This is a genomic window from Tistrella mobilis KA081020-065 (genome assembly GCF_000264455.2).
GTDB lineage: Bacteria > Pseudomonadota > Alphaproteobacteria > Tistrellales > Tistrellaceae > Tistrella > Tistrella mobilis.
The window spans coordinates 3,094,781-3,110,181 of record NC_017956.1; the positions used below are offsets into that span (position 1 = coordinate 3,094,781).

The following is a 15,401-nucleotide window of genomic DNA, read 5'->3' on the forward strand; positions in this document are numbered from 1 at the left end:
CCCCGCTCTGTCTTCGGACCTGAAAGATTGTGCGCCGCCATGCCCCCGCGGATGCGGTGGGCCGTCGTCGCACTTACCCCTTCGGTGAGACGCCGCGATCTTCCGCGCCGCCTGCTTTCCAGAGTGACATTCCCCTGCGGTCCCTGGTGCCTGAGAGTTTACCGGGGCCGGTTGCTCCTTCGGCGGCACTGCCTCGACATTCTCCCGACCATCGACCGGTCGGGCGTCGCGCAGCGCGCTCTCCCACAGGGTTCGTCTGTCACGTAGCCTCCGAGCGTGGCCAGGATACACGAGAGGGCCGCAGGGCACAATCCGGCCCGCAGCCCTCTCGCGTCAACGGATCGCGATCCGGACCGGGATGGTTCCGGCCCGGGCTGCGCGTCCCCCCCGGGTCCTGCTGCCCTCTTACCGGCTGTGGCCGCGCTGGAACTCCAGCTGCTCGCGGTCGAGCTGAAAGCCGATCAGCAGGGCATAGTCGGCACCGGTGCTGGTGCCGGGCAGCGGCACGCGGATGCTGAGCTCTTCCTTCGACCCGGCCTTCAGCCGGTTGGCCGGGAAGGGCAGATCCGACCGGAAGACCTGCTTGTTCAGGATGGTCTGTTCCCGGTCGGCCACCGCCACGTAATAATCGAAGGCGGTTGCGGTGGCATCGGGGGCGGCCGGGCCGCGTTCGGCATCGATCACCACGGTCAGCGCCACATCCAGATAGCGCTTGCCGTCGTCGGTGTCGGCATCGCAGGTCCATTGGGCATCGGCGATCCGGCCCAGGAAACGCACGCCGGTCACGTCCTTGGCACCCGGTTCGATCTGCACCGCCTGGGCGGTGTCGCGCAGCACCACCACGCGGGGACAGACCGGCGGCTCGGCGCGCGAGAAGGCGCCGCAGCCGGAGACGACCAGCGCCACACCCGACGCGGCCAGGGCCAGGGCCGCCCGACGGCGCAGGGCCGCCCGCGTCGTCGTCCTGTTCATTGCCGTTTCGGGACCGGACGCGGAATGGGACTGTGCCACGACGAAGCGCTCCGTGATCGTTTATCGCCGGATCGCCCGGGGACCGGGCGGCCGGCTGAGACAAGCGCCACTTTATAGCGATGGCGCGCGGGCGCGCAATGCCGCCGCCCGCGCGTGTCCGCGTCACCTCATAGCCGCGTCATCAAGGTCACAATCTTTCGTGACTGCCATCACACATGGGTCCGTCGGCGGTCTGCTTGCAGCCGCAGAACCAGACCGTGCCGTCCTCTTCGGCCTTCCAGGCCTTGGGGCCGAGCCCGGTGCCCTTGTGGGTGCCGTCGCAGAAAGGCTGTTTCGTGCTCAGCCCGCAGGAACACCACCAATAGGTCCGCCCCGCCTTCACCGCCACCTCAAAGGGCTCCGCCTGCGCCACCACCGGTGCCGCGGCCGGCGGCGTGGCGTCGTTCTCCATGGTCATGTCTCACCCTTCCCGTCTCTTGCCGGCCGGATCGGCCGATGGGTCGTCATCTCGTGCCTCGGTGCCGCCCCGTCGGCGTGATGCGCGCTTTGATTGCTTTATTTCCGGGACAAGCATCTATGAGTGTAGTGGCGGAGAATCGCCGCGGGCAAGGGCCGGGATTGGTCTTTCCAGGCAACGGGATGCGTGCGCATGGTGTTGAACTCGGGCGCCGCCCGTGCCATACCGCACCCTATGCGAGCCCCCCTCCCCGGATCCGCCCGTCGGATCCTTCAGCCCGGAGAGCCGACGCGATGACCCAGGCGGCCCCGACCTCCCCAGAAGCAGCCACTCCTGCCACGGTGACCATCGTGCTGGCCGAACCCCGCGGTTTCTGCGCCGGGGTCGACCGGGCGATCCAGATCGTCGAGAGGGCGATCGAACGCTTCGGCGCGCCGGTTTATGTCCGCCACGAGATCGTCCACAACAAGACCGTGGTGCAGGATCTGGCAGCCAAGGGCGCGGTGTTCGTGGAGGAGCTGGACGAGGTGCCGGACGGGGTGCCGGTGATCTTTTCGGCCCATGGCGTGCCCAAATCGGTGCCGGCCGAGGCCGCACGGCGGGAGCTGCACGCGATCGACGCCACCTGCCCGCTGGTCTCCAAGGTTCATCGCGAAGCCGAGCGCCATCACGGCGAGGGGCGCCATGTGCTGCTGATCGGCCATGCCGGCCACCCCGAGGTGATTGGCACCATGGGCCAGCTGCCCGAGGGCGCCGTCGACCTGATCGAGAGCATCGCCGATGCCGAGGCCTATCAGCCGCCGCGGCTCGGGCTGGAGCTTGCCTTCGCGACCCAGACCACCCTGTCGGTGGCCGACACCTCGGGCATCATCGAAGTGCTGCGCCGCCGCTTTCCCGAGATTGCCGGCCCCCGGCGCGAGGATATCTGCTATGCCACCACCAACCGCCAGGAGGCCGTCGCCCGCATCGCGGCCGAGGTTCAGGCGGTGCTGGTGATCGGGGCGCCGAATTCCTCGAACTCCCGCCGGCTGGTCGAAACGGCGGCGGTGTCGGGCTGCGCCAATGCCCGGCTGATCCAGACCGCGGCCGAGATCGACTGGTCGCTTCTGGACGGGATCACCCGGATCGGCATCACCGCCGGCGCCTCTGCCCCCGAAGTGCTGGTGGACGAGGTCATCGCGGCCTTCCGCGCCCGCGGCCCGGTCTCGATCGAACGGGTGACCACGGCCGAGGAACGGGTGGTGTTCAAGCTGCCGCCCGAACTCAATCACTGAGCGGTTCCCCCCGGACCACCCCCCGCAACCAGAGGAGACGCGCCACGGGATCCGCCCGGGCGCAACAGGAGGCATCGACCGGAATGGCGGTCTATACGGCGGTCGACGACGACGACATGCGCGCACTGCTCAGCGGCTATGATATCGGCCCTTTCGAGCGGTTGCAGGGCATCCAGCAGGGGGTGGAGAACTCCAACTGGTTTCTCGACGCCGGCGGCCGGCGCTACGTGCTGACGGTCTATGAGAAGCGGGTCGACCCCGCGGATCTGCCCTATTTCCTGAACCTGATGGAGCACCTCACCCGGCGCGGCATCCGCTGCCCGGAACCGGTGCACGACCGGTCGGGCCGGGCGCTGGTGGAACTGGCCGGCAAGCCGGCGGCGATCTTCACCTTCCTGCCCGGCCGCGGCCCCGGCCGGATCCTGCCCGCCCATTGCCGGGCGCTGGGCACGGCGCTGGCCGAACTGCATCTCGCGACCGCGGATTTCACCGGCCGGCGCCCCAATGCGCTGGCCCTGCCCGGCTGGCAGGGGCTCGCCGCCCGCATCGGCGGTCGCGCCGACGAGATCGTGCCGGGCCTGGCCGCCGAGATCGCCGACACGCTTGACCGGCTGGCCACGGCCTGGCCGGCCGATCTGCCCGCGGGCACGATCCATGCCGACCTCTTCCCCGACAATGTGTTCTACGAGCGGTCGGACCGGGTGTCGGGGCTGATCGATTTCTACTTCGCCTGCTCCGACGCCTTCGCCTACGAAATCGCGATCTGCATCAATGCCTGGTGCTTCGAGCCGGACGGGCAGTTCAACGTGACCAAGGCCCGGCTGATGCTGGGCGCCTATCGCAAGGTCCGGCCGTTCTCGGACGCCGAGCTGGCGGCCCTGCCGCTGCTCTGCGAAGGGGCGGCGCTGCGCTTCCTCCTCACCCGCGCCTATGACTGGCTGAATCAGGTCGAGGGGGCGCTGGTGAAGCCCAAGGATCCGCTCGAATACCTCCACAAGCTGCGCTTCCACCGCAGCGTTACGGGACCGGGCGCCTATGGCCTCGACTGACGCACCGAAGAAGATCGTCGAAGCCTTCACCGACGGCGCCTGTTCGGGCAATCCCGGCCCCGGCGGCTGGGGCGTGCTGCTGCGCTGGGGAGAGCTGGAACGCGAGATGAGCGGCGGCGAGCCGCTCACCACCAACAACCGCATGGAGCTGACCGCGGCGATCGAGGCGCTGCGCGCGCTGAAACGCCCGACCACGATCCGGATCTGCACCGACAGCACCTATGTGCGCGACGGCATCACCAAATGGATCCATGGCTGGAAGCGCAACGGCTGGAAGACCGCATCCAAGGATCCGGTCAAGAACGCCGATCTCTGGCAGGAACTGGACGGGCTGGTCCGCGGCCATACGGTGGAATGGGAATGGGTCCGCGGCCATGCCGGCCACCCCGAAAACGAACGCGCCGACGCGCTGGCGCGCGCCGGGATTCCGAAGCGGGGTTGACCTCGCCCGAGGGATCTGACGGGTTTATCGCGTCCCGAACAGCCGGTCGCCGGCATCGCCCAGGCCCGGGCGGATATAGGCGTTTTCGTCCAGGCAGCGGTCGACGGCGGCGACATAGACCTTCACCTGCGGATGGGCGCGGGTGAAGACCTCCAGGCCTTCGGGGGCCGCAATCAGGGCCATGAAGCGGATCTGGTCGTCGGCGACGCCATAACGGTTCAGCACCTCGACCGCATGCACCGCCGAATTGCCGGTGGCGAGCATCGGGTCGACCAGGATGAAAGTCCGACCCTCGGCCTTGGGCAGCTTCACCAGATATTCGACCGGTTCTTTGGTCTCTTCGTCGCGGTAGAGGCCGACATGGCCGATGCGGGCCGAGGGCATCAGCTCGGTCAGGCCGTCGGCCATGCCGAGGCCGGCGCGCAGGATCGGCACCACCGCGACCTTCTTGCCCTCGATCACCGGCACGGCCACGCGTTCGAGCGGCGTCTCCAGCTCTTCATGAGTGATCGGCAGGCTGCGGGTGATCTCGTAGCCCATCAGCAGGGCGATCTCGCGCAGCAACTGGCGGAAGGTCTTGGTCGAGGTCGCCTGGTTCCGCATATGGCTGAGTTTGTGCAGGATCAGCGGATGGTCGAGCACATGCAGGTTGGGGAAACGCGCGGCCAGGTCGCGGTGGTCGGTGGTGGTCTTGGTCATATGGGCTCCGCGATGGCTGGGCGGGCGTTGAAAAGATGCCGGTACGGCGATACGGCCGGCACCCGGGACGGGATGCCGGCCGCGCCGCCGATGCGGCAGGCGGAGCCCGAAGGCTCCGCGGCAGGATCAGAGCTGGCCGAGCAGGGTGCCGGCGTCGCTCACCTCGAAAGCGCCGGGCTTTTCGACGTTCAGCTGCGTGACGACGCCGTCCTTGACCAGCATCGAATAACGCTGCGAGCGCAGGCCCATGCCGAAGCCCGTGCCGTCGAGCGTCAGGCCCAGCGCCTTGGTCAGGTCGCCATTGCCGTCGGCCAGCAGGCGGACCTTGCCGTCGACGCCCTGGGCCTTGCCCCAGGCGCCCATCACGAAGGCGTCGTTGACCGAGATGCAGACGATCTCGTCGACGCCCTTGGCGACGATCTGATCGGCCTGCTCCACGAAGCCCGGCAGATGACGCGCCGAGCAGGTGGGGGTGAAGGCGCCGGGCACGGCGAAGACCGCCACGGTGCGGCCGGCGAACAGCTCGTCGGTGGACACCTTGTTCGGGCCGTCCGCGGTCATCTCGACCAGGGTGGCTGCCGGAATCTTGTCGCCGATGGAAATGGTCATGATCTCGCTCTCCTGGCTCGGAACTCGCGTCTCGTCTGCGGGGGCGGCCCTGTCGGTGTGGCCGGCCCTCCGGATCGCCGCCATTTAAGGCCGGTTCCGGTGACGGGCGCAAGTCCGCGGGCGCGGGTTTCGCGCTCAACCGGCCCCTGCGCCGCGCGCCTGATCCAGCGCCCGGGTCACGGCATCGGCGGTCAGCAGTTCGGGCAGCACCAGCCCCTGCGGCGCCGCAGGCCCGTAGACCACGTTGAAGGGAATGCCATAGCGGCCGAAGCCCGCCAGATAGTCGGCAATCACCGGATCGGGCCGGGTCCAGTCGGCCTTCATCGCCACCACATCGGGCGTGGCCAGGCGGCCGGCCACCGGATCCACCGCCAGCACCCGTTCCTCGTTGACGATGCAGGTGACGCACCAGCTGGCGGTGACGTCGACGAACACCACCCGGCCCTTCGCCACCTCGGCGGTGATCGCCCCGGCCTCGAACGCCGTCCAGGGCCCCTCGGCCGCAATCGACTGCAGGCCGCGGCCGGACGGGGGCGAGGCCAGAACCGCGGTTGCGACCGCCGCCACCGCCAGACCGCCGACACCGGCCCAGCGCAGCAGCCGGGCCTTGGTGATGACCAGCGGCAGCAGGGCGGCGAGCGCCGCCAGCACCGCCACCGCCGCAGCAGCACCCGGCTGAACCAGGCGGCTGAGCACCAGAGTGAGCCAGAGGGCGGTCCCCGCCAGCGCCACGCCCATCGCAACCTTCACCCAGACCATCCAGCGCCCCGGCCGGGGCAGCAGGCGGATGGCCGAGGGCACCGCCGCGATCGCCAGATAGGGCAGCGCCATGCCCAGCCCCATGGCGGCAAAGACCGCCAGGATGTCGGCCGTACCGCCGGCGAGCGCGAAGCCCAGCGCCGTGCCGACGAAGGGCGCAGAACAGGGGGTGGCGAGCAGGGTCGCCACCACGCCGCTCATCATCGCCCGGCCGAGCTTCGGCCGCCCCCCGGCCTCGGGCACCACATCGCGGGCGAGCCCGCCCGACAGCACGGGGGCCCGGATGGTGAAGACCCCCAGCTGCGAGGCCGCGAACAGCGCCATGATCACGATCATCACGCCGATGAAGGCCGGCTGCTGGAACTGAATGCCCCAGCCGACCGCGACCCCGGCCAGCTTCAGCCCGGCCGCCGCCAGCGCCAGCGCGAGGAAGGACAACAGGATGCCGGCAGCCGTCGCCAGCAGGCTGGCCCTGACATCGCCGCGGCCGAGGCCGCGGGTCGCGACCAGCCCCATCAGCTTGATCGACAGCACCGGCAGCACGCAGGGCATGACGTTCAGGATAAGCCCGCCGAGCAGGCCGATCAGCAGGGCGGCGGCCAGCCCGCCTTCGGGGCCGAGCAGGGTGGCGGGCGCCGGCACCACCTGGGCGGTGGTCTCGACCGCCCGGCGGTCGTCTCCGGTGCCGTCGACCAAAGTGAGCCGGACCGTCTCGCCCAGAAGCCGGGCATCGGCGGCAGGCGGGGCGACGTCGCTCACGAAGCGGATCCGCCGGCCGTCATCCAGCCGTCGCGCCTCGGGCGGCAGGAAAGCGAAGCCGTCCGGCCCCTCGATGAAGACATCCGCCGTGGGGCCGAAGGGCGTATCGCTCTTCGCCTCCACCACCAGCCGCGCGGGTGCATCGCCCTCGCCCGCGATCCAGCCGGCCGAGACCGCTGCGAAGGGAGCGGCAGCCGGGTCGGAGGCGACGGCCGGCACCGCTGCCCGGGCCGCAGCGATCGCGGCTTCGGCCTCGGCCGCGGTGCGGTCGAGCGGATCGGCCGGCCCCGCCGGCACGTCGAGCACAAGGTCGGCGGTCACCGGAATGCACAGCGCCTCGCAGACCTGATAGTCGACCCGCAACCGCAGTGGCGCTGCCGGTGCGGCCGCCGCCAGTCCGGCTGTCACCGGCAGCAGGACGCGTTTCTCATAGGCATAGGTGTGGATGGTCTCGAAGGCGGTGAAACGCTCGGGCAGCGGCCAGTGGATCTGCGTGGCGGCGATCTGTCCGTCGGCGATCGAGGGGCTGGCCCCATCGATTGCGGGCGGCAGGCCCGCATCGCCGGGCGAGCGCCAGTAGAGCTTCCACCCCGGCTCCATCCGGAAATCCAGACCGAGCGACAGCTCCCCCCGCGCCGCCTCATCCGGGGTCTGCGGCGCCGCCACCAGCCGCACCGCCGAGCGCTGCCCCTCCGCCCAGGGGCCGATCCAGCCGTGCGGCGCCTCTGCCGCCAGGGCGGGCGCCATTATCGTCAGACAGGCGAAGGCCAGCATGATGCCCGAACCGAAGGCGGTTATGGCCTTCTGCCGGAGGGGCTGGCGGTCTGTGCGGCGGATATGCATGCGGCGGTCCCATGGGTTCCTGAGCCGGGCCGGCAGCAGCCGGCCATTCGCGGGGCGAACAGATGTGCCCTTGCGCATGCTCCGGCGCCAGCCTACCTAATCCAGACGTAACTATAGGCGGCATGGCGCCGGAAGGACATGCGACAGGGCGTCATGTGGCGGCGACCACGTGATTGTGATGATCCTTCGTGCGCTTCCCCACAGCGGGCGACCGCAACAACACGGGCGAGAAGGTAGTCGGGCAATGGCAGGGATGCGGGCAGACCGCCCCATGGCGGCAGCAACCACCACGCCTTTCGAGATGTCGGGCCCCGAGGGCCTGACCGGCAAGGTGCTGATCGCGATGCCGCGGCTGGAGGACCCGTGGTTCACCAAGACGGTGATCTATCTCTGTGCCCATTCCGACGACGGCGCCATGGGGCTGGTGGTCAACCGGGTGCTCGACACGGTCGACTTCCCCGAGCTTCTTTCACAGCTGGGCCTGGATTGCAGCCCGGAAGCCGCAACGGTGAAGGTGCATTTCGGCGGACCGGTGGAGACCGGCCGCGGTTTCGTGCTCCATTCTACCGACTATGTGCTGGCGACCAGCCTGCGGATCGATGACGAGGTGGCGCTGACCGCGACCCTCGACGTGCTGAAGGCGATGACCGAGGGCCACGGCCCCGATCGCACGCTCGTCGCCCTCGGATATGCCGGCTGGGGCCCCGGTCAGCTGGAGACCGAAATTCAGAGCAACAGCTGGCTGGTGGTCGATGCCGATGCCGAGCTGCTGTTCGAAGGCGATGTCGAGGGGAAGTGGCGCGAGGCGATCGGCCGGCTGGGCGTCGACCTCGGCCATCTCTCCGGCGAAGGCGGCCATGCCTGACTGCGACGCGTGGGCATGCAGCATCCCACGGCCCCCCGGTCCCGGCCCCGCGGGTGCTGCGCCACAACCCCTTGATTTCGTGTGAGATGAGACCACGCCTGGAAAAAACTTCGCAGCGTCTGTCGATTCACTATTGCGAATCATTCTCAGTCTCATATTATCAACGGCGTGCAAACGTTTCATTCCCGTTTCGCACGACTCGTCCTCACACACGCGACTTTGCCGGCCAGGTACTCCCTGGCCGGCCTTTTTTTTGCGCGCCCGACTCAGAGCCCGTCATAACCGTTCGGCGCCGGCCAGGGCCAGGCGGCGAGTGGGGCGGGATCGGGCCGGAAGATCTCGACCTTGAGCGGGTAGCAGCGCGCCGCATCGCTTGAATGACTGGCGCTGCAATCGCCGCCGGGACAGGCGGAGAGCGCCGCCAGCAGGTCGATCTCGGCGAAGAGTTCCAGATAGTCTCCCGGACGGACCGGGCTCGCCTTCATGAAGTACTGGTGCGTGTCGCGGGTGAAGCCGGTGCACATGAAGACGTTGAGCACGTCGTGGACATGGGGCTCCGCCGCCCGCGGGCTGAGCCCGGTCGCCTCCGCCAGTGCCCGGCAGAGATTGGAATGGCAGCAGTGATGATAATCGGTGCCGGTCAGCAGCCGGTTGGTATAGGGGTCGCAGCGCGTGCCGATCACGTCGTGCACCCCGCCGCCATCGGCATCCCAGCCATACCAGCCGAGGGTGTCGTGGCTGATCGTCGCCATCGGCCGCAGGGCAGGCAGCGTGCTCCACAGCCGGTGGCCGGTGGTGACATGGGTTGCATGCAGCGCCCGCGTCTTGCCGCTGAAGAACCGCTCCGACAGATCATGCGCATTCCAGAGATTGAGATCGCCGACCTGCGGCCCCTCGATCGAGAGGATGCGGAAGAAATGCCCCCGGGGCACGCGGAAGGCCCGCCCGTCGCGGGGCGGCACCACAAGCTCGTCGATCTTCTCCATCCCTGCCCGCGCCGCCTCCAGCGCCGCCATGTCGGGGGCGGGCAGGCTGCCGTTCGGATAGACCACCACCGGTCGCGGACCGGCCGTTTCCTGCGTCTCGATCGTCATCATGCCCTCCCCTTCTGCGAAGCGCGGTTCGCCCAAGGGTAACAGAAGGTGGGCAATGGGTTCAGCCGGCGTCGATCACCGCCGGCGGCAGCGGCCGGCGGCGGCGCCAGTCGGTCGCGATCAGGCCGAACAGGCGATGATCGGTCCAGCGGCCGTCGATCAGCAGATATTCCCGCGCATAGCCTTCGGATTCGAAGCCGAGCTTTTCCAGCAGGCCGATGCTGCGATGGTTCTCGGGCAGGCAGGCCGCTTCCAGCCGGTGCAGCCCCAGCGTGTCGAAGACGAAATCGGCCGCACCCGCCAGGGCCTCGGTCATATAGCCCTTGCGGGCAACATGCGCGCCGATCCAGTAGCCGACATTGCACGACTGGACCACGCCATAGCGGATGTTGTTCAGGGTGAGCCCGCCAGCCAGGCTCAACGCCTCGCGCCCTTCGCTGCAGCCGTCGCCCGCGTCACGGACGAAGACGTGGAAGGCGAGCCCCATGCCCCGGCGGGCGATCATGCGATAGTGGCCGACCCGGCGGCGATAGGCCCCGCGGCTCAAGGGATCATTGCCCCAGGACGGCTCCCAGCGCTCCAGAAACTCCCGCGAGGCCTCGCGCACCTCTGCCCATTCGCGATAGTCGACCAGACGCGCCGGACGCATCACCACCCGCGGCGTGATGATCCGCGGCCGGTCGCCGCCATCCATCGAGGCAAAGGGCCACATTCCGGGTGCCTCCCCGTCCGCCGGCCGGTCAGTCGCCCGCGCCCTTGCGGACGCGGTAGACGAAACGGGGACCGTCGCGGCGCTGGTCGAGCAGGACATGGCCGCCGGTGTCGCAGAAGGCCGGAATGTCGATATAGGAGGCGGGATCGGTGGCGATCACCTCGATCACCGCACCGGCGGCCAGGGTGTTCAGCGCCTTGCGGGCCTTCAGCACCGGCCAGGGGCAGACCAGCCCCTCGGCATCGACCACCAGGGCGACCGGCTCGTCGGGATTGCCTGGGGCCTGGGAATTGTCTGGGGCCTGGGGATTGCCTGGGGCCTGCGGCTCTCCCGCCCCGGTGGTGCCCGCCTGCATGCTTCGTCCTGCCGTCATGCCGTCTCCTGCCTGCGGTCGGATCCTGAGCCCTGCCGTCAACCGAAGCGACGGCGGAGATCGTCGTAGGATTGCACCCGGGCGATCGGCCCCAGCGCCGCCAGGGTCGGCGCGCCGCCGCCGAGCAGCCGGCCCGCCAGTCGCGACACCTGATCGGGCGTCACCGCCTGCAGCTCCGCCACGGTCTCGGCCACGGACTGTACCCGGCCATGGATGATCAGCGACTGGGCAAGGCGTTCGGCGCGCGCGGTGGTGCTTTCCAGCCCCATCAGCAGCCCGGCCTTGAGCTGCGCGAACGAGCGGCGAAGCTCTTCCTCGCCCACCCGGTCGGCAACGCCCAGGGTCTCGTCGATGATCACCGGCATCGCCTCGGCGATCTCGTCCTCGGCGGCCGCGACATAGATGCCGAACAGGCCATGATCCTCGAACGGGCTCGCGAAGGAATAGACGTTGTAGCAGAGGCCGCGCTTCTCGCGCACCTCCTGGAAAAGGCGCGAGGACATGCCGCCGCCCAGCAGCGTGGCGAGCAGCTGCGAGGCGTGATAGTCCTCGTGGGCATAGCCGATGCCGGGGAAGCCCAGCGTCAGATGCACCTGGCCCAGATGATCCTTGCGCCGGCGCAGATCGCCGCCGACATAGGCGGCAGGGTCGATGTCGCGCGGCTCGGTCGCGGGCAGGGCGTCGAAGAAGCGGGTCGCCAGATCGACCAGCCGGTCGTGATCCACCTTGCCCGCCGCCGCCAGCACCATGCGGCTGGCGGTATACTGGCGGCGCATATAGCCGGCAATGGCCTGGCGCGGCATGCCGCGCACGATCTCCACCGGCCCCAGGATCGGCCGGCCCAGACCCTGATCGGGATAGGCTGCGATCTGGAAATGGTCGAAGACCACATCTTCCGGCATGTCGTCGGCCGACAGGATCTCCTGCACCACCACCGAGCGCTCGCGCTCCAGCTCGTCCGGGTCGAAGACCGAATGCTGCAGGATGTCGGCGAGCACGTCGACGCCCAGCTCCAGATCCTCGGCCATCAGCTTCAGGTAATAGACGGTCTGCTCGCGCGAGGTATAGGCGTTCATGTAGCCGCCCACTGCCTCGACCTCTTCGGCCAGACCCTGGGCGGTGCGCCGCTCGGTGCCCTTGAAGGCCATATGCTCGAGCAGATGCGAGACGCCGTTGATCTCCGCCGGCTCGTGGCGTGTGCCCGCATGCACCCAGACCCCGACGGTGACGGTCTCGACATGGGCCATGCTGTCGGTGGCCACACGCATGCCGTTGGGCAGGGTGGTGATGCGGATGCTGGAACCGTCGAGACTCATGATGGCGTCTTCTGCCCTTCTGTCGGAGATGTAACCGGCGGATCGTACCCGACCGGAGCGGTCAGGCGTTGCGGCGGTGCGACAGGATATGGGAGGTCAGGATCGAAACGTCAGCCTCCAGCGTGTCATATCGCTCCGGCCGCTCCATCAGGTCTGCCATGCGTGCAGGCAGGGCCGGACGACGGCCGATCGCCTTTTCCACCGCATCCGGGAACTTGGCCGGATGGGCGGTCGCCAGCACCACCACCGGCGTGCCGGCCGGCACGCCCTCGCGGCGGTCGCGGGCCACCGCCACGCCCACGGCGGTGTGCGGATCCAGGATCTCGCCGGTCTCGGCGAAGACACGGGCGATGGTGTCGATGGTGCGGGCGTCGTCGGCCGCACCGGCATCGAAGAGCAGTCGGGCCTTGGCGATCTCGGCATCGCTGACCGGCAGATGGCCGGTTTCGCGGAAGGTGCGGATCGCAGCCGCGGTCGCCTCGCCGTCGCGGCCCTTCAGATCGAAGAGCAGCCGCTCGAAATTGCTGGCGACCTGAATGTCCATCGACGGGCTCCAGGTCGGCCGCACGCCGGCCGAGGAATAGTCGCCATTGCGGAAGAACCGCGCCAGGATGTCGTTCTCGTTGGTGGCCACGATCAGCTTCGCCACCGGCAGGCCCATCGAGGCCGCGATATAGCCGGCATAGACGTCGCCGAAATTGCCGGTCGGCACGGCGAAGGCGACCTCGCGATCGGGCGCCCCCAGGGCCAGAGCGGCGTGGAAGTAATAGACCACCTGGGCGGCGATGCGGGCCCAGTTGATCGAGTTGATCGCGGTCAGCCCGACCTGGTCGCGGAAGGCCTCGTCACCGAAAGCCGCCTTCACCATGTCCTGGGCATCGTCGAAGGTGCCGCGGATGGCGATGTTGTGGACATTGGGCGAGAGCACGGTGGTCATCTGCCGGCGCTGCACCTCGGAGGTGCGGCCCAAGGGATGCAGGATGAACACGTCCAGCCGCGCGCGGTCGCGGCAGGCCTCGATCGCCGCCGAGCCGGTATCGCCCGAGGTGGCGCCCAGGATCACGCCGCGCCGGTCGGACCGATCCAGCGCATGATCGAACAGCCGGCCCAGCAGCTGCAGGGCGAAATCCTTGAAGGCGAGGGTCGGGCCGTGGAACAGCTCCATCACCCATTCATTGGCGCCCAGCTGCTTCAGCGGCGCCACCGCCTTGTGGCCGAAGCCGGCATAGGTGTCGTCGATCATCCGGTCGAGATCGGCCGGCGCAATGGTCGTGCCGACGAAGAGCCGCATCACCTGCTTCGCAAGGCCCGCATAATCCAGCCCCCGCCAGGCCCGCATGGTGGCCGGCTCGACCCGGGGCCAGCTCTCGGGCAGATAGAGGCCGCCGTCGCGGGCGAGACCGTCGAGGAGAACCTGACCGAAATCGAGCCGCGGCGCGCGGCCGCGGGTGCTGATGTACTGCACGGAGGTCAACCTTCGTCGTAGGAGGCAGAAGAGGGGGGAGGCAGAAGAGGGGCGCGCGACCGGCCGGAAAAGCCTGGACGCGCCGAGACTACCGGGACCGGCGCGCCCGATCAATCGACCAGCGGCGCCGGTCAGCCATGTGGACCTGTCCGCCCCGGCGCCGGGACCCTGGTCAGGCCGGGCCTTCGCCCAGATAGCGGCGGCGCAGATGGCTGAGGAAGGCATCGGCCGAGAGTGGCGCGCCGGTCGCCCGTTCGATCAGCTCGTCGGCCGACCAGCGGCAGCCCTGGCCGTGGACGTGGGCGCGCAGCCAGCCGAGCAGGCCCGAGAAGTCGCCGCGGGCCAGATCGTCGTCGAGCGCCGGCAGGGCCCGGCGGGCGGCCTGGAACAGCTGTGCCGCCGCCATCGCCCCCAGCGAATAGGTCGGAAAATAGCCGAAGGCGCCGCTCGGCCAGTGGATGTCCTGCAGGCAGCCGTCGCGATCGGTGTCGGGCACCACGCCGACCAGCCGGGCCATGCCCTCGCGCCAGGCGCCGGGCAGGTCGTCCACGGCGAGGTCTCCGGCGATCATCGCCCGCTCCAGCCCGTAGCGCAGCATGACATGGCCGGGATAGGTCACCTCGTCGGCATTGACCCGGATGAAGCCCGGCCGCACCCGCACCATCAGCGCATGGAGATTGTCGGCATCATAGGCCGGATCGTCGGCATCCGCACCGAAGGCCTCGCGCGCCGCGGCGGCGAAGGCGGTCATGAAGGGCCGGCTCCGGCTGGCCTGCATCTCGGTCAGCAGCGACTGGCTTTCGTGGATGGTCATGCCGCGGGCAAGCCCCACCGGCTGGTCGCGCCAGTCGCGCGGCAGGCCGTGCTCATAGAGCGCATGGCCGGTTTCGTGCAGAACCGCCATGGCGCTTTCGGCGAAATCGGCCTCGTCATAGCGGGTGGTGATGCGCAGATCGTCGGGCACGCCGCCCGAAAACGGGTGGTGGCTGACATCCAGCCGGCCATGATCGAAGGGAAAGCCCGCCATGGTCATCAGCCGGATGCCGAGCGCGCGCTGCGCCGCCACCGGGAACGGCCCCTGCGGCCGGACCGGCTGGCGACGCGCGGCCTGGGCGGCAAGTGCCGCGTCGCGGATCACCGGCAGCTCCGTCTCCAGCCGCGCGAAGATCCGGTCGATATCGGCCGTGCGCCGGCCCGGATCATAGGCGTCGAGCAGGGCCTCGTAAGGCGGCAGGCCGAGGGCGGCGCCCTTGGCGGCGGCGGCCTCGCGCTCCAGCTTCAGCACCTCGGCGAGCGCCGGCGCGAAGCGGGCGAAATCATCCGCCGCCCGGGCCTCGCGCCAGATCATCTCGGAGGTCGAGGCCGCTTCCGCCCGTCGCCGGACCAGATCGGCCGGCAAGGCAGTCGCATGGGCGTGGCGCCGGCGCATTTCGGCCAGATTGGCCTGCTGCCAGCCCAACCGGTCGGCTGCCGCCTGGTCCGCCGGGGCGGTCGCCGCCAGCTCCGCTGCCGCATCGTCGAACAGCGCCGGTAGGTCGGCCGCGGTCAGGATGTCATGGCCGATCTCGGCCAGCGTCGCCATCTGGGCCGAACGGACCGTGGCGCCGCCCTTGGGCATGTTCACCGCCCAGTCCCAGCTGAGCACGCCCTCGGCGCCCTCGATATGCGACAGGCGGCGGAAGCGCGCCTCGAGTTCGGTCATGGCCGGCATGG

15 protein-coding genes and 2 riboswitches are annotated in these 15,401 nt (G+C 69.4%); of the genes, 4 read left to right on the forward strand and 11 right to left on the reverse strand.

The genetic code is table 11. From position 1 onward, the window contains the following. Position 1: 1 nt before the first annotated feature. A riboswitch (glycine riboswitch) is annotated at positions 2 to 127 on the reverse strand. Further along, positions 128 to 256: riboswitch (glycine riboswitch) on the reverse strand. 149 nt (positions 257 to 405) lie between these two features. Further along, positions 406 to 972 (reverse strand): hypothetical protein, encoded by a 567-nt coding sequence (locus TMO_RS14070; RefSeq protein WP_014746306.1) that lies wholly within the window; start codon positions 970 to 972, stop codon positions 406 to 408. 187 nt (positions 973 to 1,159) lie between these two features. After that, complete coding sequence (locus TMO_RS14075) at positions 1,160 to 1,429, reverse strand: CDGSH iron-sulfur domain-containing protein (RefSeq protein ID WP_014746307.1); 270 nt, start codon at positions 1,427 to 1,429, stop codon at positions 1,160 to 1,162. Positions 1,430 to 1,722: 293 nt separating this feature from the next. Here TMO_RS14075 and ispH point away from each other — a divergent pair, with 293 nt between their 5' ends. The 3 genes from ispH to rnhA all read left to right on the forward strand — a co-directional run bounded on the left by ispH (position 1,723) and on the right by rnhA (position 4,194). Next, a complete protein-coding gene (gene ispH, locus TMO_RS14080) occupies positions 1,723 to 2,703 on the forward strand; it encodes a 4-hydroxy-3-methylbut-2-enyl diphosphate reductase (RefSeq protein WP_014746308.1) in 981 nt (326 codons plus the stop codon). Between the two features lie 83 nt (positions 2,704 to 2,786). After that, positions 2,787 to 3,752 (forward strand): homoserine kinase, encoded by a 966-nt coding sequence (locus TMO_RS14085; RefSeq protein ID WP_014746309.1) that lies wholly within the window; start codon positions 2,787 to 2,789, stop codon positions 3,750 to 3,752. Continuing rightward, the gene (gene rnhA, locus TMO_RS14090) at positions 3,739 to 4,194 is read left to right on the forward strand and encodes a ribonuclease HI (RefSeq protein ID WP_014746310.1); all 456 of its coding nucleotides are present in this window, start codon (positions 3,739 to 3,741) and stop codon (positions 4,192 to 4,194) included. The genes TMO_RS14085 and rnhA overlap by 14 nt, the downstream gene beginning before the upstream one ends. A 24-nt stretch (positions 4,195 to 4,218) precedes the next feature. On the opposite strand, the gene upp is transcribed toward rnhA, so the two are convergent. From upp to TMO_RS14105, 3 genes are all read right to left on the reverse strand, one after another. Then, the gene (gene upp / locus TMO_RS14095; RefSeq protein ID WP_014746311.1) at positions 4,219 to 4,893 is read right to left on the reverse strand and encodes a uracil phosphoribosyltransferase; all 675 of its coding nucleotides are present in this window, start codon (positions 4,891 to 4,893) and stop codon (positions 4,219 to 4,221) included. Positions 4,894 to 5,019: 126 nt separating this feature from the next. Further along, a complete protein-coding gene (locus TMO_RS14100) occupies positions 5,020 to 5,502 on the reverse strand; it encodes a peroxiredoxin (protein ID WP_014746312.1) in 483 nt (160 codons plus the stop codon). A 135-nt stretch (positions 5,503 to 5,637) separates the two neighbouring features. Next, positions 5,638 to 7,863: a protein-disulfide reductase DsbD family protein gene (locus TMO_RS14105; protein WP_014746313.1), complete on the reverse strand. Its 2,226-nt coding sequence runs from the start codon at positions 7,861 to 7,863 to the stop codon at positions 5,638 to 5,640. Positions 7,864 to 8,134: 271 nt separating this feature from the next. Between TMO_RS14105 and TMO_RS14110 the strand changes: the two genes are divergently transcribed. After that, positions 8,135 to 8,728 (forward strand): YqgE/AlgH family protein, encoded by a 594-nt coding sequence (locus tag TMO_RS14110; RefSeq protein WP_014746314.1) that lies wholly within the window; start codon positions 8,135 to 8,137, stop codon positions 8,726 to 8,728. A 266-nt stretch (positions 8,729 to 8,994) separates the two neighbouring features. On the opposite strand, the gene TMO_RS14115 is transcribed toward TMO_RS14110, so the two are convergent. The 6 genes from TMO_RS14115 to TMO_RS14140 all read right to left on the reverse strand — a co-directional run bounded on the left by TMO_RS14115 (position 8,995) and on the right by TMO_RS14140 (position 15,399). Then, complete coding sequence (locus tag TMO_RS14115; protein ID WP_014746315.1) at positions 8,995 to 9,822, reverse strand: urea carboxylase-associated family protein; 828 nt, start codon at positions 9,820 to 9,822, stop codon at positions 8,995 to 8,997. Between the two features lie 61 nt (positions 9,823 to 9,883). Further along, positions 9,884 to 10,534 carry a GNAT family N-acetyltransferase gene (locus TMO_RS14120; protein WP_014746316.1) on the reverse strand — a complete coding sequence of 217 codons (651 nt, stop codon included), beginning with the start codon at positions 10,532 to 10,534 and terminating at the stop codon, positions 9,884 to 9,886. Between the two features lie 28 nt (positions 10,535 to 10,562). Next, the gene (locus TMO_RS14125; protein WP_014746317.1) at positions 10,563 to 10,907 is read right to left on the reverse strand and encodes a sulfurtransferase TusA family protein; all 345 of its coding nucleotides are present in this window, start codon (positions 10,905 to 10,907) and stop codon (positions 10,563 to 10,565) included. Positions 10,908 to 10,945: 38 nt separating this feature from the next. Beyond that, positions 10,946 to 12,223 carry a M16 family metallopeptidase gene (locus tag TMO_RS14130; protein WP_014746318.1) on the reverse strand — a complete coding sequence of 426 codons (1,278 nt, stop codon included), beginning with the start codon at positions 12,221 to 12,223 and terminating at the stop codon, positions 10,946 to 10,948. Positions 12,224 to 12,284: 61 nt separating this feature from the next. Further along, positions 12,285 to 13,688 carry a threonine synthase gene (thrC, locus tag TMO_RS14135; RefSeq protein WP_014746319.1) on the reverse strand — a complete coding sequence of 468 codons (1,404 nt, stop codon included), beginning with the start codon at positions 13,686 to 13,688 and terminating at the stop codon, positions 12,285 to 12,287. Positions 13,689 to 13,860: 172 nt separating this feature from the next. Beyond that, positions 13,861 to 15,399, reverse strand: a complete 1,539-nt coding sequence (locus tag TMO_RS14140) for a carboxypeptidase M32 (protein WP_014746320.1) — start codon at positions 15,397 to 15,399, stop codon at positions 13,861 to 13,863. Positions 15,400 to 15,401 lie beyond the last annotated feature (2 nt).

Excerpts from the sequence above, each read along its gene's own strand:
- TMO_RS14120 (WP_014746316.1), bottom strand. The coding sequence starts at position 10,534 with ATGTGGCCCTTTGCCTCGATGGATGGCGGCGACCGGCCGCGGATCATC.
- upp (WP_014746311.1), bottom strand. The coding sequence starts at position 4,893 with ATGACCAAGACCACCACCGACCACCGCGACCTGGCCGCGCGTTTCCCC.
- TMO_RS14105 (WP_014746313.1), bottom strand. The coding sequence starts at position 7,863 with ATGCATATCCGCCGCACAGACCGCCAGCCCCTCCGGCAGAAGGCCATA.
- TMO_RS14140 (WP_014746320.1), bottom strand. The coding sequence starts at position 15,399 with ATGCCGGCCATGACCGAACTCGAGGCGCGCTTCCGCCGCCTGTCGCAT.
- ispH (WP_014746308.1), top strand. The coding sequence starts at position 1,723 with ATGACCCAGGCGGCCCCGACCTCCCCAGAAGCAGCCACTCCTGCCACG.
- TMO_RS14100 (WP_014746312.1), bottom strand. The coding sequence starts at position 5,502 with ATGACCATTTCCATCGGCGACAAGATTCCGGCAGCCACCCTGGTCGAG.
- TMO_RS14110 (WP_014746314.1), top strand. The coding sequence starts at position 8,135 with ATGGCGGCAGCAACCACCACGCCTTTCGAGATGTCGGGCCCCGAGGGC.
- TMO_RS14085 (WP_014746309.1), top strand. The coding sequence starts at position 2,787 with ATGGCGGTCTATACGGCGGTCGACGACGACGACATGCGCGCACTGCTC.
- rnhA (WP_014746310.1), top strand. The coding sequence starts at position 3,739 with ATGGCCTCGACTGACGCACCGAAGAAGATCGTCGAAGCCTTCACCGAC.
- TMO_RS14115 (WP_014746315.1), bottom strand. The coding sequence starts at position 9,822 with ATGACGATCGAGACGCAGGAAACGGCCGGTCCGCGACCGGTGGTGGTC.
- TMO_RS14070 (WP_014746306.1), bottom strand. The coding sequence starts at position 972 with ATGAACAGGACGACGACGCGGGCGGCCCTGCGCCGTCGGGCGGCCCTG.
- TMO_RS14125 (WP_014746317.1), bottom strand. The coding sequence starts at position 10,907 with ATGACGGCAGGACGAAGCATGCAGGCGGGCACCACCGGGGCGGGAGAG.
- TMO_RS14130 (WP_014746318.1), bottom strand. The coding sequence starts at position 12,223 with ATGAGTCTCGACGGTTCCAGCATCCGCATCACCACCCTGCCCAACGGC.
- TMO_RS14075 (WP_014746307.1), bottom strand. The coding sequence starts at position 1,429 with ATGACCATGGAGAACGACGCCACGCCGCCGGCCGCGGCACCGGTGGTG.